Annotated in this window: 17 protein-coding genes; 7 read left to right on the top strand and 10 right to left on the bottom strand. The window is 60.1% G+C overall.

Features of this window, described 5'->3' with window-relative positions; genetic code table 11:
- Nucleotides 1-28: 28 nt before the first annotated feature.
- From ACA074_RS07235 to ACA074_RS07225, 3 genes are read right to left on the bottom strand one after another with little or no spacing between them, the layout of a single operon-like run.
- Complete coding sequence (locus tag ACA074_RS07235) at nucleotides 29-1,033, bottom strand: 4-hydroxythreonine-4-phosphate dehydrogenase PdxA (protein WP_401266558.1); 1,005 nt, start codon at nucleotides 1,031-1,033, stop codon at nucleotides 29-31.
- Nucleotides 1,030-1,998 carry an amidohydrolase family protein gene (locus tag ACA074_RS07230; protein ID WP_497678701.1) on the bottom strand — a complete coding sequence of 323 codons (969 nt, stop codon included), beginning with the start codon at nucleotides 1,996-1,998 and terminating at the stop codon, nucleotides 1,030-1,032. The genes ACA074_RS07235 and ACA074_RS07230 overlap by 4 nt, the downstream gene beginning before the upstream one ends.
- Complete coding sequence (locus ACA074_RS07225; RefSeq protein WP_497678700.1) at nucleotides 1,991-3,331, bottom strand: MFS transporter; 1,341 nt, start codon at nucleotides 3,329-3,331, stop codon at nucleotides 1,991-1,993. The genes ACA074_RS07230 and ACA074_RS07225 overlap by 8 nt, the downstream gene beginning before the upstream one ends.
- A 378-nt stretch (nucleotides 3,332-3,709) precedes the next feature.
- Here ACA074_RS07225 and ACA074_RS07220 point away from each other — a divergent pair, with 378 nt between their 5' ends.
- The 4 genes from ACA074_RS07220 to ACA074_RS07205 all read left to right on the top strand — a co-directional run bounded on the left by ACA074_RS07220 (nucleotide 3,710) and on the right by ACA074_RS07205 (nucleotide 7,845).
- Entirely contained in the window at nucleotides 3,710-4,723 is a 1,014-nt protein-coding gene (locus tag ACA074_RS07220; protein WP_489878447.1) for a Bug family tripartite tricarboxylate transporter substrate binding protein, read from the top strand.
- Nucleotides 4,724-4,776: 53 nt separating this feature from the next.
- Entirely contained in the window at nucleotides 4,777-5,310 is a 534-nt protein-coding gene (locus ACA074_RS07215) for a tripartite tricarboxylate transporter TctB family protein (protein ID WP_497678699.1), read from the top strand.
- Complete coding sequence (locus tag ACA074_RS07210; RefSeq protein WP_401266546.1) at nucleotides 5,307-6,836, top strand: tripartite tricarboxylate transporter permease; 1,530 nt, start codon at nucleotides 5,307-5,309, stop codon at nucleotides 6,834-6,836. The genes ACA074_RS07215 and ACA074_RS07210 overlap by 4 nt, the downstream gene beginning before the upstream one ends.
- Nucleotides 6,837-6,903: 67 nt before the next feature.
- Nucleotides 6,904-7,845: a LysR family transcriptional regulator gene (locus ACA074_RS07205; RefSeq protein ID WP_095187746.1), complete on the top strand. Its 942-nt coding sequence runs from the start codon at nucleotides 6,904-6,906 to the stop codon at nucleotides 7,843-7,845.
- A 37-nt stretch (nucleotides 7,846-7,882) separates the two neighbouring features.
- On the opposite strand, the gene ACA074_RS07200 is transcribed toward ACA074_RS07205, so the two are convergent.
- From ACA074_RS07200 to cysK, 3 genes are all read right to left on the bottom strand, one after another.
- Nucleotides 7,883-8,746, bottom strand: a complete 864-nt coding sequence (locus ACA074_RS07200) for a DMT family transporter (protein WP_497678698.1) — start codon at nucleotides 8,744-8,746, stop codon at nucleotides 7,883-7,885.
- 479 nt (nucleotides 8,747-9,225) lie between these two features.
- Nucleotides 9,226-10,164 carry an aspartyl/asparaginyl beta-hydroxylase domain-containing protein gene (locus ACA074_RS07195; protein WP_497658899.1) on the bottom strand — a complete coding sequence of 313 codons (939 nt, stop codon included), beginning with the start codon at nucleotides 10,162-10,164 and terminating at the stop codon, nucleotides 9,226-9,228.
- A 185-nt stretch (nucleotides 10,165-10,349) separates the two neighbouring features.
- A complete protein-coding gene (gene cysK, locus ACA074_RS07190) occupies nucleotides 10,350-11,324 on the bottom strand; it encodes a cysteine synthase A (protein ID WP_401266540.1) in 975 nt (324 codons plus the stop codon).
- A gap of 127 nt (nucleotides 11,325-11,451) precedes the next feature.
- Here cysK and ACA074_RS07185 point away from each other — a divergent pair, with 127 nt between their 5' ends.
- The 3 genes from ACA074_RS07185 to ACA074_RS07175 all read left to right on the top strand — a co-directional run bounded on the left by ACA074_RS07185 (nucleotide 11,452) and on the right by ACA074_RS07175 (nucleotide 14,754).
- Nucleotides 11,452-12,528, top strand: a complete 1,077-nt coding sequence (locus ACA074_RS07185; RefSeq protein ID WP_497678697.1) for a DUF748 domain-containing protein — start codon at nucleotides 11,452-11,454, stop codon at nucleotides 12,526-12,528.
- Nucleotides 12,529-12,717: 189 nt separating this feature from the next.
- A complete protein-coding gene (locus ACA074_RS07180; RefSeq protein WP_489878441.1) occupies nucleotides 12,718-13,563 on the top strand; it encodes an AAA family ATPase in 846 nt (281 codons plus the stop codon).
- A gap of 12 nt (nucleotides 13,564-13,575) precedes the next feature.
- Nucleotides 13,576-14,754 (top strand): vWA domain-containing protein, encoded by a 1,179-nt coding sequence (locus tag ACA074_RS07175; protein ID WP_305441915.1) that lies wholly within the window; start codon nucleotides 13,576-13,578, stop codon nucleotides 14,752-14,754.
- An 87-nt stretch (nucleotides 14,755-14,841) separates the two neighbouring features.
- Here ACA074_RS07175 and ACA074_RS07170 read toward each other — a convergent pair whose 3' ends face one another.
- From ACA074_RS07170 to ACA074_RS07155, 4 genes are all read right to left on the bottom strand, one after another.
- Nucleotides 14,842-15,759 carry a 5-oxoprolinase subunit C family protein gene (locus ACA074_RS07170; RefSeq protein ID WP_497678696.1) on the bottom strand — a complete coding sequence of 306 codons (918 nt, stop codon included), beginning with the start codon at nucleotides 15,757-15,759 and terminating at the stop codon, nucleotides 14,842-14,844.
- Nucleotides 15,756-16,460: a 5-oxoprolinase subunit PxpB gene (gene pxpB / locus ACA074_RS07165; protein ID WP_497678695.1), complete on the bottom strand. Its 705-nt coding sequence runs from the start codon at nucleotides 16,458-16,460 to the stop codon at nucleotides 15,756-15,758. Before pxpB ends, ACA074_RS07170 begins: the two co-directional genes overlap by 4 nt.
- A complete protein-coding gene (locus ACA074_RS07160; protein WP_497678694.1) occupies nucleotides 16,457-17,209 on the bottom strand; it encodes a 5-oxoprolinase subunit PxpA in 753 nt (250 codons plus the stop codon). The genes pxpB and ACA074_RS07160 overlap by 4 nt, the downstream gene beginning before the upstream one ends.
- Before the next feature lie 77 nt (nucleotides 17,210-17,286).
- The gene (locus ACA074_RS07155; protein WP_497678693.1) at nucleotides 17,287-18,573 is read right to left on the bottom strand and encodes an MFS transporter; all 1,287 of its coding nucleotides are present in this window, start codon (nucleotides 18,571-18,573) and stop codon (nucleotides 17,287-17,289) included.
- Between the last annotated feature and the right edge of the window lie 103 nt (nucleotides 18,574-18,676).

Raw genomic sequence — 18,676 nt, 5'->3', positions numbered from 1 at the left:
AGGCTGCGATCTTTTGCTTCTGATGTTACTAGTAGCTGTTGGCGCCCATCCGGCAGGCAATTTCGAACGCCTGGCGAATCGCGCCGACGTTGGCCTTGCCCTGCCCCGCAATATCAAACGCGGTGCCATGGGCAGGGGTGGTGATCGGGATCGGAAGACCGCCCTGCACCGTCACCCCACGGGAGAAGCCCATCAGCTTGATCGCGATCTGGCCCTGGTCGTGATACATGGTGACGACCGCATCAAATGCGCTGGCATCGCCCTGCACCTTGAGGAAAATCGTATCCCCCGGATAAGGCCCTTCCGCCGCAATGCCCTCGGCCTGTGCCGTACGTACTGCCGGGCCGATGATGTCCAGTTCTTCGCGACCGAACGAGCCGTTGTCGCCGTTGTGCGGGTTGAGGCCACACACGCCGATGCGCGGTTTCTCCAGTCCGTTGCGTTTGAGCGCGGTGTCGATCAGGCGGATCGCCTCGCCTACCCGCTCCTGACTGAGCAGCCCCGGCACATCGGCCAGCGCCACGTGTGACGTCACCCGTGACGTCCACAGGTTGTCGAGCACGTTGAATTCGCAGAACGGGCCATGGAAATCCAGCAACTCGGCGAACCAGTGCAGCTCGTCGCTGTGGGCCATGCCGGCCATGTGCAGCGAAGTTTTGTTCAACGGCCCGAACAGCACCGCATCGGTGGTGCCAGCCTGGGTCAGGCGCAGGGCGATTTCCAGCGTATCGAGGCTGTAGCGGCCGCCGATTGCACTGGCTTCGCTGCGGGGAAACTCGCCCACGGTATCGCCGCGCACGTTGTAGAACAGTGGCGTGTCATCGGCAAAATCCAGTTGCTCCAGCGACTCGATCCGGCGATAGGGAAACTCGACGCCAGCGATGCGCATGCCGCGCTGCATCTCGGCTTCATCGGCAATCAGAATCACCTGAGCCTGACTGCGCACGGCCGGCTCGCCGAGCAGCCGCGCAATCAGTTCCGGGCCAATGCCCGCCGGGTCACCGAGTACCATGGCGATCGTGGTTTTGTTCATGCTTGACTCCTCAAAGGCTCAGACCCGGCGCGCTCAAGGACACCAGGTTCGCAGCGGTAAACCCGCTGCGCGTTGCTGTAGAACAGACATTGCTGATCGGCCTGCGGCAGATCGGCGACGATGTGTTTGAAACCGCTGTAAATGCTGTCGAACGAGCCGCACAGGCTGTCGACCGGGAAGTTACTGGCAAACATCGCCCGCGTGCTGCCGAACATGGCGATGATCTCGCGCACGATCCACGCGTTATCGATGGCCCGCCATGAACGACCGGCCTGACCGAGACCGGAAATCTTCACCTGCACGTTCGGGTACTCGGCCAGTCGCGCCATGGCTGTGCGCCAACCGGCCAAACCTTCGGCGCTGCGGTCGCTGGGCAGGCCGGCGTGGTTGAGAATCAGCGTGGTGTCGGGGAAGTCCCGGGCCAGCCGCTCGGCTTCAGGCAGGTTCCACCACGGTGTCTGCAAATCGAAGTGCAGCCCCAAACCTTGCAGCGCGGCGTAACTGCGGCGCCAATGCTCGTCGCTCATCAGGCTGCGCGAACGCCCGACTTGCGTGGGTGATGTCGGTCCGCCGGGTTTGTGCCGCACGCTGCGCACATGCTTGAAGCGCGCCTGTTCGGTAAGCACACCGATGGCATCCGGATGATCAAGCCAGGCTTGGGCCACCACCGCATTCGGCACGCCATAACGGGCGGCCAGTTGTTCGATGAAGCGGGTCTCGCCGATCGGGTCCTGCGGGTTCCATTCGGTCTCGATGTAGACGGTTTGCACCACTTGATGCTGCGCCACGTCGGCGAAGTAATCCTCGGGAAAATAGCGGCGCTTGATCGCGCTGTAATCACCATAGCGAAACGGGATGTTGGCCTCGGGCGCGAGCCACGGGTGATCGTTGATCGCCGGGTCCCAGAAATGATGATGGGCGTCGATGATCGGGCCATCCCACAGTGGGCGGTTCTGCTCAGTCATGGCGCACCTCGTCCAGTGCAATGAACAGCGTGGCCAGCACAAACACCGCCGAACACGCCGCGAAGAAACCGAGTACCGGAGCGAAACCGCCGGCCATTTGCAGGATCACGCCCACCAGAATCGGCACGGTAATCCCGCCGACGCTGCCGGCCATGTTCATCACTCCGCCGATCAGGCCGACCCGCGCCGGTGCCGCGAGCAGCGCCGGGAAGCTCCAGTAGAGGCTGCCCCACATCAGGAAAAACGCGGTCATGGCCAACAGCGCCACGGCCGCAAAAGGGTTGCTCAAGGTCGGCAGCAGCAAGAACGCGCCCAGCGCCACCAGACCGGAAAAAGCCAACAGACTCTTGACCGCCACACCACGGCTGACGCCTTTGCGAATCAACCCGTCGCAGAGAAAACCACCCGTGAGCGAGCCGAGCGCGCCGCAGACAAAGATCACGAACGTGGCGAAACCAATGCCCTTGATATCGAAGCCGCGCGCCTGGGACAGATAGGTCGGCCCCCAGGTCAGCAGGCCGAAATAAACCATCGCCCAACTGGCCCGGCCAATCAGCAAACCACTGAGTGAACGTGCGGCAATGCCCAGACCCTTGACCGGTGCCCGCGCTGCCTCGGCGGCAGGCGTGGCGCGGCCGGCGTTGATCTTTTCCAGCTCCGCCGCATTCACTTGCGGGTGGCAGGCTGGATCGTCGCGCAGATAACGCCAGGCTAGCCACGCCAACACCAAAGTGGCGATACCGGCAATCACAAACGCCAGGCGCCAGGAGTTCAGCGAGGCAATCAGGTAAGCGATGATCAAACCGCCCAACGCCACGCCCAAGGGGCTGCCGCTGTCCATCAACACCGCGCCGCGACTGCGCTCGCCGGGGGCGAGCCACAGGGAAATCAGTTTGCCGCCGGACGGAAACAGTGGCGCTTCCGCCGCGCCCAAAGCGACTCGGGCGAACAGCAGCGACAGGCCGCCGGTGGCGAATGCTGCCAACACCTGAAAGGTGCCCCACAAACCGGTCGACCAAGTGATGACCCGGCGCGGCCCGTAACGGTCGATCAGCCAGCCGCCGGGGATCTGCAACAGCGCATAGGCCCAAAAGAAACTGCTGAGGATCAAGCCTTGCAGGCTCGGTGACAGGGAAAATTCGGTAGCGATGGTCGGCATCGCAATCGACAGCGACACGCGGTCGATCAGGTTGACCATGGTCAGGGCGAAGACAATCGCAAAGATCCGCCAGCGCACGTTGCTGGCCGTGGTGCTGGCGGTCAGCTCAGCCGCCGCTGCCGTCGGGAGGGCGCCTGCGACAGGCAGGTGCAGGGAAGCACTGGGACGAGCCATGGTGCGTACCTCGTTTTATTATTTTTGTGGGTGTCGCCACGCCGCTGTTTCGCGGCATCCGGAGGGCACTATCGAAGGCCCGGCAATAACCGTCTAATCAAAACTTGAAATCAGGCGATAGCCTCGGGTTATGCCATGCCGATCTTTCATCACGCTTACAACGCCAGCCATGACGATGAATGTGCGCCTGAAACGCTCTACGGCAAAGTCTGCCCCACGTTTGGGTAATTGATTGGCGCCCGAGCGATAACCCCAGGCTATCGGTGTATGTTTTGTTTTGAGTAGACGCCGCCGTCATACCTTCCCACACTCAGGCCAGGCTTGCGGCTTTCGAGCGCAGACAAGTCACTCATAACAACTACAAGAATGAGGCCTCCCATGCGTACTGCATTCGTCCGTCGCACCTCCCGTCTGCTGCTGGGTTGTACCCTGCTCGCGGCCGGTGTCCTCCCCTCCCTCGCCCACGCCTGGCAACCGGACAAGAACGTCGAGATCGTCGTCGCCGGCGGCCCCGGTGGCGGCACCGACCAGCTCGGTCGTCTGATCCAGTCGATCATCACCACCCACAAGTTCCTTGAGGTCAACACCATCGTCCTCAACAAGGGCGGCGGCAACGGCGCCGAAGCGTTCCTTGACCTGAAGATGAACAAGGGCGATCCGGAAAAACTGGTGATCGGCACCAACAACATCTACCTGCTGCCGCTGGTGTCCAAGCTCGGTTACCAATGGCAGGAACTGACCCCGGTGGCCGCCGTTGCCGAGGATGACTTCATTCTCTGGAGCTACAAGGACGCACCCTGGAAAGACGCCAAGGGCTTCTATGAGGCGGTGAAAACCGACCCGTCGAAACTGCGCATGGGCGGCAGCCAGTCCAAGGACGTCGACCAGACCCTGACCCTGCTGCTCAACCAGACCAACAACAGCAAACTGGTGTACATCCCGTTCAAGAGCGGCAGCGAAGCCGCCACGCAACTGGCCGGCAAGCACATCGCCGCCAACCTCAACAATCCCAGCGAAAGCATCAGCCAATGGCGTGGCGATCAGATCGAGCCGCTGTGCGTGTTCAGTAAAGAGCGCATGGCCTACACCGAAAAAGTGGCTGGCGACAAATCCTGGGCGGATGTACCGACCTGCCACGAACAAGGCCTGGGCATCGATCAATATCGCTTTCCGCGCACCGTGTTCATGCCGGGCGATGTCACCGCCGAACAGCGCGCGTTCTATGTCGAGCTGATGCGCAAAGTCACCCAGACCCCCGAGTTTCAGGCCTACGTGAAACAGAACGCGCTGGTGCCGACCTTCCTCGAAGGCGAGCCGCTGACCGCGTACATCGAGCAAGACACCGCCCGTGTCACGCCGGTGTTCAAGGAAGCCGGCTGGCTGAAAAACTGAGGTCGTCCACGGCCGCCCGATAAGGTGCGGCCGTCACCTGCTGGAGGTGTTTCATGTCCCATTCTTCGGATTCACCGGCGCTGGTCAGCACCCGTTGGGTCGAACTCGGCCTGACCCTGTTCACCACGCTGATCGGCGCGGTGGTGATGTACGGCAGCCTTGAACAAGGCATCGGCTGGGGTGACGCCGGGCCTGAGCCGGGTTACTTCCCCTTCTACATCGGCCTGATGCTCAGTGGCGCGAGCGTGGCCAACGGCATTCTGACCGTGGTGCGCTGGCAGGCCCTGAGCATTGCGTTCGTCAGCCGCAGCGCTTTTCGGCAAGTGTTCTCGGTGTTCCTGCCGATTGCCCTGTTCGTCGCGGCCATGCCGTTCACCGGTATCTACGTGGCCTCGGCGGCGTTCATTGCCTGGTTTATGTGGCGCGACAAAGTACGCGTAAAACCCTACGGCAAATGGATGATCGGCAGCGTCTCGCTCGGTGCGGTGCTCGCCAGCTATCTGATCTTCGCGCTGTGGTTCAAGGTGCCGCTGGATGCCGGCCCGATGGGCGACTGGATTGCCCTCGCCGGGAGAAACTTCAAATGAGCGAATTCGATTCCCTGATGCAAGGCATGAACCTGATCATGACCCCGGGCCACATCGGCCTGATGGTGATCGGCGTGCTGCTGGGCATTCTGGTCGGTGTGTTGCCCGGCCTCGGCGCCCCCAACGGCGTAGCGTTGCTGCTGCCTCTGACCTTCACCATGTCGCCGGTGTCGGCGATCATCCTGTTGTCGTGCATGTATTGGGGGGCGTTGTTCGGCGGGTCGATCACCTCGATTCTGTTCAACATCCCCGGTGAGCCGTCATCGGTGGCGACCACCTTCGACGGCTACCCGATGGCCCGTGAAGGCCGCGCCGCCGAAGCCCTCACCGCCGCGTTCAGTTCGGCGCTGATTGGCGCACTGGCCGGCGTGTTGTTGCTGACGTTCCTGTCGACCAAGATCGCCGCGTTCGCCATGTCCTTCAGCTCACCGGAATTCTTTGCGGTGTACCTGTTGGCCTTCTGCACGTTCATTGGCATGAGCAAGAACCCACCGCTGAAAACCGTGGTGGCGATGATGATCGGTTTCGCCATGGCGGCGGTGGGCATGGATACCGTGTCCGGCAACCTGCGCCTGACCTTCGATCAGCCCGCGTTGATGACCGGGATCAGTTTCGAAGTGGCAGTGATCGGTCTGTTCGGCATCGGTGAAATCCTCTGCACAGTGGAAGAAGGCCTGGTGTTTCGCGGTGAACATGCGCGCATCACGCCGATGGTGATCCTGCGCACCTGGGCGAAACTGCCGCGTTACTGGCTGACCATTGTGCGTAGCACGTTGGTCGGTTGCTGGATGGGCATCACCCCGGGCGGGCCGACGGCGGCGTCGTTCATGAGCTACAGCCTGGCCCGGCGCTTCTCGAAGAACCGCGACAACTTCGGCAAGGGTGAACTCGAAGGCGTGATCGCTCCGGAAACCGCCGACCACTCCGCCGGCACAAGCGCCCTGCTGCCGATGTTGACCCTGGGTATTCCCGGTTCGGCCACCGCAGCGGTAATGCTCGGCGGCTTGATGATCTGGGGCCTGCACCCCGGCCCTACCCTGTTTGTCGAGCAACACGACTTTGTCTGGGGCCTGATCGCCAGCATGTATCTGGGCAACGTCGTAAGTCTGATCGTCGTGCTGGCCACCGTACCGTTGTTCGCCTCGATCCTGCGCATTCCTTTCTCGATCATTGCGCCGATCATCATCATGGTCTGCGCCATCGGTGCCTACTCGGTACACAACTCGTTCGTCGACGTGGTGCTGATGCTCGGCTTCGGCGCGCTGGGTTATCTGTTCAAGAAACTCGGCTACCCGATCGCGCCGCTGGTGCTCGCCGCCGTGCTGGGTGACAAGGCTGAAGACGCGTTCCGCCAGTCGATGCTGTTCTCCGACGGGCACTTGGGCATCTTCTGGTCCAACCCGTTGGTGGGCAGCCTGACCACGGCGGCGTTGCTGATGTTGTTCTGGCCACTGATCTCCAAGGCGCTGCAAGTCATGGTCGGTTTGCGCAAGCCCCCTGCGGCCAAGCCAAAATCGGTGCTGTGACACAGGACTGGCACTGCCTGACATTTGTTGTCAGGCTGGCCTCATGTCTTTTTCGCGAGCACGGCCCATGACCCGAATTCCTGATGCCAACGTGATCCACAGCCGCCTGCGTCTGCGCCAATTGCGGCTGATGCTGGCGTTACAGGAATTCGGCTCGCTGCGCCGCGCCGCCGACCACATCGGCATGACTCAACCGGCGGCGACCAAGATGCTGCACGAGGCCGAGGATTTGCTCGGCGTCGAACTGTTCGAGCGCCTTCCCCGGGGCATGCGCTCGACGCCCTTCGGCGAGACGGTGATCTATTACGCGCGCATGGTGTTCGCCGAACTCAGCGGCATGCGCGAAGAGTTGGTGGCGCTGGAATCGGGCAATCTCGGAAGGGTCGCGGTCGGGGCCATTCCGGCGCTGGCCTCGGGGTTGCTGACGCGGACTATCGCGACCTTGAAGCAAAGCCATCCACGGTTATCAATGAGCATTCAAGTCGACACCAGCGACGTGTTGGTGCAGGCGCTGTTGCAGGATCAACTGGACATCGTGCTGGGGCGAATACCCGCCGGAGCGCGGGCCGAAGAGTTGCTCTTCGACAGTCTCGGCGAAGAAGCCTTGTGCGTGATTGCCGGCGCGCAGAACCCGCTGGCGAAAGAGAAAAACCTCAGCTGGGCAGAATTGCAAAACATGACCTGGGTGCTGCAACAGCAACCGAGTCCGATGCGCGCGATCATCAATCAGGTGTTCCACAACGCCCGGGTCGACATCCCCAGCAGCATCGTCGAAACCACCTCGATCATGACCTTGCTGTCATTGATCCAGCAGACCGACATGCTCGGCGTAACACCGGTGTCGGTGGTCGAGGACTACCCCGGCCGCGACCTGCTGGCGGTGCTGCCGATCAAGTTCGAAGCGCGACTGCCACCGTTCGGTCTGATTACCCGACGCCACCGGATTCAATCGTCGGCGATGCAGGCGTTCATGAACTCGGTGCGGGCTGAACATGCATTGAGCAAATGAAAAAAGGCCCGGAGACAGGCTCCGGGCCTTTTGCGGTTTACGCTGTTTTACGGAAGACGAACGCCAGACCGATGACGATCAACAGCATGCCTAACATGCTCAACGTCGCCAGTCTGTTGCCGAAAAACAGATAGTCCATCACTGCAGTCACCGCCGGCACCAGATAAAACAGGCTGGTGACATTCACCAGATTGCCCCGCGCGATCAGCCGATACAGCAACAGCGTCGCCAGCACTGACACCACCAGGCCCATCCACAACACCGGCACGATGAAACCCGCGCTGTGCTCGAAATGAAACGGCTGGAACGGCACGAAGATCCCACACAACAACAGCCCCGCCAGATACTGCACCGGCAGCGTACCGAGGGGATTGTCGGTGATGCGCTTCTGCATGATTGAACCAAGGGTCATGCTCGCCAGCGCCAGCAGACCGAACAGCATCCCCGCCCACGACATCCCGGCCAGACCGATCCCCTGATACACCACCATGATCAGACCGGCCAACCCCAGCGCCAGCCCAAACATCCGGCTGGCCGAGCGCTGCCGCTCCATCAACACCACCGTGAGAATCGGTTGCACGCCCATGATGGTCGCCATCACCCCCGGCGTGACTTTGGTGTTGAGGGCCAGCAGATAGAAAATCTGATAAGCCCCCAACAACACCACACCGGTGGCAATCGCAAACAGCATCGGCCTGCCGCCCTTGGGCAGTTTCAATTTGAGTAAAGGAATCAGCAGCACCAGGCCGCACAGGGCGATGGCAAAGCGAATCAACAGAAAGGCAAACGGTGACGCGTGGGCCAGGCCCCATTTGGAGAAGATCGCCCCGCTGCTCCACAGCAGAACGAACAGGCTCGTGGACGTCGCCGCGAGCGCGGATTTTTTCGAAAGGACAAACATGAATACCACCTGTAGTCAGGCCAATAGCCAACTCAGCCGAAGCTGAAATTCAGTAGGTTTTTCAGGCGGGCAAGGGGGTCAGCAGAAAATGCCGATCAGCCCGAAACGCCAACGCCCGGCGGTGATACGACTGCGCACACCGGCGTGCTACTGACAGGTGGGGGGTAATGACTGATCTGCCCGGGCTGCTGATTCCCGCACGGCACGACGCCAGCGTTGACCGCTGAATCGACTACCGCGTTGATGAGGGATGCAGGCATTTGGGCAGATCTTTTTTGAAGGGTTTGGAACGTGAATCACCTGATTCACGAGCGGCGACTATAACCAGCGTGGGACACAGATTGCAATGGCTTGGGATTTCTGCAAGTTCTGGTCGATGGCATTGACGTGGATGAACCCAACGTTCTCGCTGGACGGCGCTGAATCGCAGGCAATAAAAAACCGCTCACAAGAAGCGGTTTTTCATTTCCGGTTCGGCCTCAACCAAACAGCCAATACCCCAGCAAAGTCAGCACCACCACCGCCAGCACCGGACGCATCACACGGTAGGCTTTCGGATGGCGGCGTTTCCATTGCTTGACCACGCCGCTGAACTTGTCGCTGAAGTTCTTGCTCCAGGCGTAAGCCTGGTTGATGCCACCGACGCGTTCGTCATCAAGGTTCTGTGGTGCGGTTGCCCGGCCGAGCCAGCCGCTGATGAAGCGGTTGATTCGGGTCATCAGCCGGTTGCTCAGCGGACGTTCGATGTCGCAGAACAGGATGACGCGCGTCTTGTCGGTTTCGTTCTTGACCCAGTGCACGTAGGTCTCGTCGAACATCACGTCTTCACCGTCGCGCCAGGCGTAGACCTGACCATCGACGAAGATCCGGCAGTCATCGGAGTTCGGTGTCGACAGGCCGAGGTGATAACGCAGAGAACCGGCAAACGGATCGCGGTGCGGATTGAGGTGACTGCCGCCCGGCAGCAGCGCAAACATCGCGCCTTTAACGTTCGGAATGGTACTGACCAGCGCCACGGTTTTCGGGCACAGGGTTTCGGCCGATGGCAGAGGTTTGTCGTACCACTTGAGGTAGAAACGCTTCCAGCCCTTCTTGAAGAACGAGCCGAAACCGGCGTCGTTGTTCTTCTCGGCGGCGCGGATGTAACCCTCGTCGAACAGGTGCATCGCTTCGTCGCGAATGACTTCCCAGTTATCGCGCAGCACATCCAGTTCCGGGAATTTGCTGCGATCCAGATACGGCTTGGACGGTACAGCGGAGAACAGGTACATCAAGGCGTTGTAGGGGGCGAACAGCGCCGAGTGGTTGACGAACTGACGCAATACCGGCAAACGCGCCTTGCCGCGCAAATGCACATAGAGCGTGCTGCCCAGAAACAGCAGCAATACCGAAGCCTTGGCGGCAAACGAAAAGGTCATCAACAACTCCTTGGAATAAAAACAACACTGCGCAACGCCCTTTACCCGGCATGGCAGCCGGCCATGATAAACACTCCTGGCCCGGGGCAAAACCCGTTCAACCCAAGATTCAGTGTTAAGAATTGCGCAACAAAGCATTTATTAACATAAGCATCCTGAACCCCGGCTGACCTGAATCAACTCGATTACTGCTGGTTCTCCTGCTCGGTGAACAGATCGCTGAACAGCATGCTCGACAGATAACGCTCACCGGAGTCCGGCAGAATCACCACGATGGTCTTGCCCTGCATCTCAGGTGTCTCGGCCAGACGCACCGCCACCGCCATTGCCGCACCGCAGGAAATACCGCACAAAATCCCTTCTTCCTGCATCAGGCGCAGGGCCATGGCCTTGGACTCTTCGTCGGTGACCTGCTCGACCCGGTCGACCATCGACATATCAAGGTTTTTCGGCACGAAACCGGCACCAATGCCTTGAATCTTGTGCGGGCTCGGCTTGATCTCTTCGCCAGCCCGTGCCTGAGTAATCACTGGCGACGAGGCAGGCTCCACGGCCACCGAAATAATCGGTTTACCCTGGGTATTCTTGATATACCGCGAAACGCCGGTGATGGTTCCGCCGGTGCCGACGCCAGCCACCAGCACATCCACTGCACCGTCGGTGTCATTCCAGATTTCCGGGCCGGTGGTTTTTTCGTGGATGGCCGGGTTGGCCGGGTTATCGAACTGTGCCGGCATGAAGTATTTGCCTGTATCACTGGCAACAATCTCGGCGGCCTTCTCGATCGCGCCTTTCATGCCTTTGGCCGGCTCGGTCAGCACCAGTTCGGCGCCCAGCGCCTTGAGTACTTTGCGACGCTCAATGCTCATCGAGGCGGGCATGGTCAGCATCAACTTGTAACCACGTGCGGCGGCGACGAAGGCCAGGCCGATGCCGGTATTGCCCGACGTCGGCTCGACGATGGTCATGCCTGGCTTGAGTTTGCCGCTGCTTTCGGCGTCCCAGATCATGTTGGCGCCGATTCGGCACTTGACCGAATAACCGGGGTTGCGCCCCTCGATCTTGGCCAGAATGGTCACGCCACGCGGGGCGATACGGTTGATCTGCACCAGCGGCGTGTTGCCGATGGAATGGGCGTTGTCAGCAAAGATACGGCTCATGGCTGGGTCCTTGTGCAGCGTTGAATTTAGCGCTCCAAGGTATGCCTGTTGCCCGTTACAGTCCAGTCGGGTCGAACGTCTGCGGCAGCAGGCAGTCAACCGTTTACATCGTTCGGGAATTGGCACCATGAAGCGTCGTTATAGCTGGCCGTTATGGATTTTCGCTGGGATTGTCGTGCTGTTGATTGCACTTCACATCGCCCTGCCGTACGTGGTGCGCGATTATCTGAACGACAGAATGGCGAACATGGGTGACTACCGTGGGCAGATCACCGATGTCGATCTGGCGCTGTGGCGCGGCGCCTACAAAATCAACGGTCTGAAGATCGTAAAGGTCGACGGCAAGGTGCCGGTACCGTTCGTCAACGCACCGGTGATTGACTTGTCGGTGAGCTGGCACTCGTTGTGGTACGAGCGAGCGGTGGTAGCGCAGGTGCAGTTCATCAAACCGGAAGTGAATTTCGTCGACGGTGGGACCAACAAGCAGAATTCCCAGACCGGTCAGGGCACTGACTGGCGCGAGCAACTGGGCAAGTTGCTGCCGATTACCCTCGATGAAGTCCAGATCCACGATGGTCGCGTCACATTCCGCAATTTCAACTCCAAACCGCCCGTCAACATGAACGCCACCAACGTCGACGCCAGCATCTACAACTTGACCAACGTAGTCGACAAAGAGGGCAAACGCGATGCACGTTTCGAAGGCAAAGCTTTGTTGTTGGGCCACGCCCCTCTGGAAACCACCGCGACCTTCGATCCGCTGAGCAACTTCGAAGACTTCGAGTTTCGACTTCGCGCAAAAGACATCGAGCTCAAGCGCATGAATGACTTCGCCTCGGCTTATGGCAAGTTCGACTTCAACGCCGGGCATGGCGACGTGGTGATTGAAGCAAAAGCCGAAAAAGCCAAAGTGACCGGTTACATCAAACCGCTGCTGCGCGATGTCGATGTGTTCGACTGGCAGCAAGACGTTGAAAACAAGAACAAAGGTCTGTTCCGCTCGGTCTGGGAAGCACTGGTCGGCGGTACCGAAACCGTGTTGAAAAACCAGGTCAAAAATCAGTTCGCTACCCGCGTGCAACTCAGCGGTAACGTGCACCAGCAAAATATCAACGGGTTCGAAGCGTTTTTGCAGATTTTGCGCAATGGATTTGTTCAGGCTTTCAATGCGCGGTATGAGCGGCCGAAGCCGGATGAGGGTTAAGGCTTTGCGCCAGCACCTCCCGATGAAGGGTATCGGCCGAAACCGAGTCAACATGTGACGCCCCATTCAGAGACTGAATAAGCCGTCTGCGTTCACAGTCGACCGGGGGGCGCGTTATAGTCGGTGCATCCGATTATTTCGCCCCCGCCCTGCACGTTCAGGTCGGCGTTACCGTTCGAGGATTAGCAGATGAAGTTCGAAGGCACCCAGGCCTACGTCGCCACCGATGACCTGAAGCTGGCGGTCAACGCCGCCATCACCCTGGAGCGGCCGCTGCTGGTCAAGGGCGAGCCGGGCACCGGCAAGACCATGCTCGCCGAGCAACTGGCCGAATCGTTCAACGCCCGGTTGATCACCTGGCACATCAAGTCCACCACCAAGGCGCATCAGGGCCTGTACGAGTACGACGCCGTCAGCCGTCTGCGCGACTCGCAGTTGGGCACAGAAAAAGTCCACGACGTGCGCAACTACCTGAAGAAAGGCAAGCTCTGGGAGGCTTTCGAGTCCGAAGAGCGGGTCATCCTGCTGATCGACGAAATCGACAAGGCCGACATCGAGTTCCCTAACGACCTGCTGCAAGAACTCGACAAGATGGAGTTCTACGTTTACGAGATCGACGAGACCATCAAGGCCAAGAAGCGCCCGATCATCATCATTACCTCCAACAACGAGAAAGAGCTGCCGGACGCCTTCCTGCGCCGCTGCTTCTTCCACTACATCGCCTTCCCCGATCGCAACACGCTGCAAAAAATCGTCGATGTTCACTATCCGGACATCAAGAAGGATCTGGTCAGCGAAGCGCTGGACGTGTTCTTCGACGTGCGCAAAGTACCTGGTTTGAAGAAGAAGCCGTCGACCTCGGAACTGGTCGATTGGCTGAAGCTGCTGATGGCCGACAATATCGGCGAAGCGGTGCTGCGCGAACGCGATCCGACCAAGGCAATTCCGCCGCTGGCAGGGGCTTTGGTAAAGAACGAACAGGACGTGCAATTGCTTGAGCGCCTGGCGTTCATGAGCCGTCGCGGCACCCGCTAAGAGGCTGATGCCATGTTGCTCAACCTGTTCAATGAAATGCGTGCAGCCAAGGTGCCGGTGTCGGTGCGCGAGCTGCTCGACCTTATCAACGCGCTGAAACAGCGCGTGACCTTCGCCGACATGGACGAGTTCTACTACTTGTCGCGGGCGATCCTGGTGAAGGACGAACGGCATTTCGACAAGTTCGACCGTGCGTTCGGCGCCTACTTCAATGGCCTGGAAAAACTCGACGATCATCTTCAGGCGCTGATTCCCGAAGACTGGCTGCGCAAGGAGTTCGAACGCTCGTTGAGCGACGAAGAACGCGCGCAGATCCAGTCCCTCGGCGGTCTGGACAAGCTGATCGAAGAGTTCAAGAAGCGTCTGGAAGAACAGAAGGAACGCCACGCCGGCGGCAATAAATGGATCGGTACCGGCGGCACCAGTCCGTTCGGTTCCGGCGGCTTCAACCCGGAGGGCATTCGGGTCGGCGATGCCGGCAAGCGTCAGGGTAAAGCGGTAAAAGTCTGGGATCAGCGCGAGTACAAGAACCTCGACGATTCCGTCGAACTGGGCACGCGCAACATCAAGGTTGCCCTGCGTCGTTTGCGTAAGTTCGCCCGTCAGGGCGCGGCGGAAGAGTTGGACATCGACGGCACCATCGACCACACCGCCAAAGATGCCGGACTGCTGAACATCCAGATGCGCCCGGAACGGCGCAACACGGTGAAGCTGTTGTTGCTGTTCGACATCGGCGGCTCGATGGATGCGCATGTGAAGATCTGCGAGGAACTGTTCTCGGCCTGCAAGACCGAGTTCAAGCACCTGGAGTATTTCTACTTCCACAACTTCATTTATGAATCGGTGTGGAAGAACAACATGCGCCGCACCTCCGAGCGTTTCTCGACGCAGGATTTGCTGCACAAATACGGCGCCGACTACAAAGTGATCTTTATCGGCGACGCCGCCATGGCGCCTTATGAAATCACCCAGGCCGGCGGCAGCGTCGAACACTGGAACGAAGAGCCCGGTTATCTGTGGATGCAACGCTTCATGGAGAAATACAAGAAGCTCATCTGGATCAATCCGTACCCGAAAGATACGTGGGGCTATACCTCATCGACCAACATCGTGCGGGACTTGATCGAGGATCAGATGTATCCGCTGACCTTGCGCGGGCTGGAAGAAGGGATGAGATTCCTGTCCAAATAAAATCAAAAGATCGCAGCCTGCGGCAGCTCCTACAGAGAAATCTCCGCTCCCCTGCAGGAGCTGCCGCAGGCTGCGATCTTTTGATCTTCAACCAAACAGCTGCAGATAGTCGACATGCTCCCGGTGCGCAACGTCCTGCACCACCGGCCGCAATCTCACCTTTGCTCCCGGCAGACATTGCGCCAGCCGAGCCAACGCCAACGGCGTCAACGCCCCCAAGCGCGGATAACCACCAATCGTCTGTCGATCATTGAGCAAAACAATCGGCTGCCCGTCCGGCGGAACCTGCACCGCGCCCAGTGGAATGCCCTCGGAAATCATCGGCTGCCCCTGGTATTGCAAAGGCTTGCCCAGCAAGCGAATGCCCATGCGATCAGCGCGACTGTCCAGCGTCCAGGCGCTGTTGAATACATCAAACAGACTCTGCCCGCCGAACTGGCCGATCTGCGCCCCGAGCACCAGATCCAGCGGCGCATTCAGCCGAAGATCCGGGCGATGCGCCAATGGCACTTCCCGAACCAGAAAGGTTTCACCCTGATAGCTCAACGTCGCCCCTTTGGCCAGCGGCAGCCCCATGCCATCGAGCCCCCCGAGTTCCTCGCGCACCACCGTGGCGCTGCTGCCCAGAACCCTCGGCGCGTCAAAACCACCCGGTGCCGCCAGATAAGCCCGGGCACCGAGTCGTGGCTGGGTGAATTTCAAAGTCTGCCCTTTGCGCAGTTTGAAACTGCACCACGGCGATAGCGGTTGGTCATCCAGGTGCGCGTCGAGATCTGCCCCGGCCATCGCGAGCAGGCAATCCTCCTCAGCCACCACGGCAAACCCGCCGAGGGTGATTTCGATCACAGGCAGATCCAGACCGTTGCCCAGCAACCAATTGGCCCAACGCATCGACCGCCAATCCGCCGCACCGCCCTGGGTCACGCCCAAATGCCGCACGCCAAACCGCCCGGCGTCTTGCAACAGGCACAGCGGCGTACTTGCTTCAATCGTCAGTCGGCTCATGCCAGTGCCTCCAGCGGTGTGTCGTCGCCACCCAGATGGATAAACTCGGCGTGGCTCACCGCTTCGAAGCGCACGGTGTCGCCAGGTTGCATCAGGCTGTAGCCGTCGCGATGGCGATCAAACAGTTTCGCCGGGGTGCGGCCGATCAGGTTCCAGCCACCCGGGGAAACCACCGGATACGCGGCGGTTTGCCGTTCGGCAATGCCGACGCTGCCGGCGGCGACTTTCTTGCGCGGGGTGTTCAGGCGTGGCGCAGCCAAGACTTCTTCGACCAGCCCCATGAAGGCAAAACCCGGGGCAAAACCAAGAGCGAATACCTGATACTCCCGGGCACTGTGACGGCGGATGACCTCTTCTACCGCCAATCCACTGCGTTGGGCCAACAGGCTCAGTTCGGGGCCGACGCTCAGGTCATACCAGACCGGCAGCACGTGGCACTGGCCGGTGGCCCGCGCATTCGGCGAAAGATCAATCAACGCCTCAGCGATCAATTCCCGGGCCTGACTCGGGCTCAAAACGTTCAAGTCGTAATGCACCATCAACGTTGTATAGGACGGCACCAGATCAATCAGTTGCGCGCCGAACACCGCGCGCAACCGCTCACTGGCAGCGAGCATCCATGGCATGTTGGCCTCGGCGATGTCATCGAACAGACGCAGCATCAGGCAATCCAGAGCTACGACTTCAATCCTTGGGTTCATGACGCACTCTGCTGATTCAAGGCCTCGCGGATACGCTGCACGGCGGCCACCGAACTGGTGTTGTCACCGTGTACGCAAAGGGTGTTGGCTTGCAGGTGCAAGGCGCTGCCGTCGCTGGCGGTGAGGTTGTCGCCACGGGCAATGGTCAGCGCTTGCTCGATGATTTTTTCCGGTTCGTGATGCACCGCGCCCGGCAGTTGTCGCGAGACCAGGCGACCGGCGCTGTCGTAGGCACGGTCGGCGAAGGCTTCAAACCACAGGGTTACGCCGTACTCGTCGCCGAGTTGCTGCGCCGCCGAGTTGTCGCGGGTGGCCATCAACATCAACGGCAACGTGCGATCGTAAGCGGCCACCGCCTGAATCACCGCGCGCAACTGCGCCGGGTTGGCCATCATGTCGTTGTACATCGCGCCATGGGGTTTGACGTAGCTGACTCTTGCACCTTGAGCGCGGCAGATGCCGTCGAGCGCGCCGATCTGGTAATGCAGGATGTCTTGCAGTTCCTGTGCGGAATACGCCATGGAGCGCCGACCGAATCCGACCAGATCCTGATAGGCCGGGTGCGCGCCGATCTGCACGCCATGGCTCAGTGCCAGGCTGACGGTTTTGCGCATGATGCCCGGGTCGCCGGCGTGGAAGCCGCAGGCCACGTTGGCGCAGTCGATGAAGGGCATGACTTCGGCGTCCAGACCCATGGTCCAGATGCCGAAACTCTCACCAATGTCGCAATTCAATAACAGGCGGCTCACGGTAAACACTCCTGTAGCTTTTTATCTTTCTATCCGTAGGACATCGCCCCTTGGGCAATGCCCCCGCAGGTTATCAGTTACTGCGCGTCGAGTTGCTTGCCACGGGTTTCCGGCAGGCTCAACGCCGCGATAATCACCACGCCGTAAGACACCGCAGCAAATGCACCAATGCCCACGCTCAACGGCACTTTCTGGCTGAGCAGGCCGATCAGCAGCGGAAACAGCGCCGCCAGCGCCCGGCCGATGTTGTAGCAGAAGCCTTGGCCCGAGCCGCGAATCCGCGTTGGGAACAACTCGGTGAGAAACGCGCCCATCCCGCTGAAAATCCCCGAGGCAAAGAACCCCAGCGGGAAGCCCAGCCAGAGCATCACGCCATTACTGACCGGCAATTGGGTGTAGAGCAGAACGATGGTGAACGAGCCGACCGCGAACAGGATGAAGTTCTTTTTGCGGCCCAACAGGTCGGTCAGATAAGCACTGATCACGTAACCGACATAGGAACCGACAATCACCATCGCCAGGTAACCGCCGGTGCCGAGCACGCTCAAGCCCCGTTCGTTTTTCAGGAAGGTCGGCAACCACGAGGTGATCGCGTAGTAACCACCAAGTGCGCCGGTGGTCAACAAGGAGGCGCGAATAGTGGTGAAGAGCATGCCGGGGGCGAAAATCTCATAGAACTTCGCCGCATTTTCCGGGGTTTGCGCAGCCTTGGCTTCGCGGTAGATCTCCGGGTCTTTCACCAGTCGACGCACGAAGATCACAAAAATCGCCGGTACGATGCCGAGGATGAACAGCGCTCGCCAGGCATCTTCCGGCGGCATGATCGAGAACAGCAGCGCATACAGAATCGCCGTCAGCCCCCAGCCCAGCGCCCAACCGGATTGCACCATGCCGACCGCTTTGCCGCGATCCTTCGCCCGGATCACTTCGCCGATCAGCACTGCGCCAGCCGTCCATTCGCCACCGAAACCGAAGCCCATCAGGGTGCGGGCGATCAACAACTGTTCGTAGTTTTGCGCGAAGCCGCAGAGAAAGGTGAAGAAGGCGAACCACAGCACCGTCAGTTGCAAAGTGCGCACACGGCCGATGCGATCGGACAGGATGCCCGCGACCCAGCCGCCGATGGCCGAGGCGATCAGGGTGCTGGTGTGAATCAGCCCGGCTTCGCCCGTGGTGATGCCCCACATCGCAATCAGGGTCGGCACCACGAAACTGAGCATCTGGGTGTCCATGCCGTCCAGACCGTAGCCGATCTTGCAGCTCCAGAACGTGCGACGCTCCTGCTTGTTGATGTTGCGATACCAGTCGAACGGTCCGGGGCGGGCCGTGGTCTTGGCGAGGTCGAGGGTGTCGGGCGCACTCATGGCAAGTCTCCGCAGGCTTTTATTGGTCTTGTTCGTAGTCCCGACGACGCCTATCGTGGGAACCGGATGCGCCGATTTTTGGGCGCCCCGCCCTGCTGCGTCC

It is taken from the genome of Pseudomonas sp. LBUM1655, assembly GCF_059716085.1.
The sequence above is the reverse complement of the archived record's forward strand: the minus strand, read 5'-3'. Positions and strand labels throughout refer to the sequence as shown.

Bases quoted from the DNA above. Each gene is read 5' to 3' on its own strand.
- ACA074_RS07235 (WP_401266558.1), bottom strand. From the start codon at position 1,033: ATGAACAAAACCACGATCGCCATGGTACTCGGTGACCCGGCGGGCATT.
- ACA074_RS07230 (WP_497678701.1), bottom strand. From the start codon at position 1,998: ATGACTGAGCAGAACCGCCCACTGTGGGATGGCCCGATCATCGACGCC.
- ACA074_RS07225 (WP_497678700.1), bottom strand. From the start codon at position 3,331: ATGGCTCGTCCCAGTGCTTCCCTGCACCTGCCTGTCGCAGGCGCCCTC.
- ACA074_RS07220 (WP_489878447.1), top strand. From the start codon at position 3,710: ATGCGTACTGCATTCGTCCGTCGCACCTCCCGTCTGCTGCTGGGTTGT.
- ACA074_RS07215 (WP_497678699.1), top strand. From the start codon at position 4,777: ATGTCCCATTCTTCGGATTCACCGGCGCTGGTCAGCACCCGTTGGGTC.
- ACA074_RS07210 (WP_401266546.1), top strand. From the start codon at position 5,307: ATGAGCGAATTCGATTCCCTGATGCAAGGCATGAACCTGATCATGACC.
- ACA074_RS07205 (WP_095187746.1), top strand. From the start codon at position 6,904: ATGACCCGAATTCCTGATGCCAACGTGATCCACAGCCGCCTGCGTCTG.
- ACA074_RS07200 (WP_497678698.1), bottom strand. From the start codon at position 8,746: ATGTTTGTCCTTTCGAAAAAATCCGCGCTCGCGGCGACGTCCACGAGC.
- ACA074_RS07195 (WP_497658899.1), bottom strand. From the start codon at position 10,164: ATGACCTTTTCGTTTGCCGCCAAGGCTTCGGTATTGCTGCTGTTTCTG.
- cysK (WP_401266540.1), bottom strand. From the start codon at position 11,324: ATGAGCCGTATCTTTGCTGACAACGCCCATTCCATCGGCAACACGCCG.
- ACA074_RS07185 (WP_497678697.1), top strand. From the start codon at position 11,452: ATGAAGCGTCGTTATAGCTGGCCGTTATGGATTTTCGCTGGGATTGTC.
- ACA074_RS07180 (WP_489878441.1), top strand. From the start codon at position 12,718: ATGAAGTTCGAAGGCACCCAGGCCTACGTCGCCACCGATGACCTGAAG.
- ACA074_RS07175 (WP_305441915.1), top strand. From the start codon at position 13,576: ATGTTGCTCAACCTGTTCAATGAAATGCGTGCAGCCAAGGTGCCGGTG.
- ACA074_RS07170 (WP_497678696.1), bottom strand. From the start codon at position 15,759: ATGAGCCGACTGACGATTGAAGCAAGTACGCCGCTGTGCCTGTTGCAA.
- pxpB (WP_497678695.1), bottom strand. From the start codon at position 16,460: ATGAACCCAAGGATTGAAGTCGTAGCTCTGGATTGCCTGATGCTGCGT.
- ACA074_RS07155 (WP_497678693.1), bottom strand. From the start codon at position 18,573: ATGAGTGCGCCCGACACCCTCGACCTCGCCAAGACCACGGCCCGCCCC.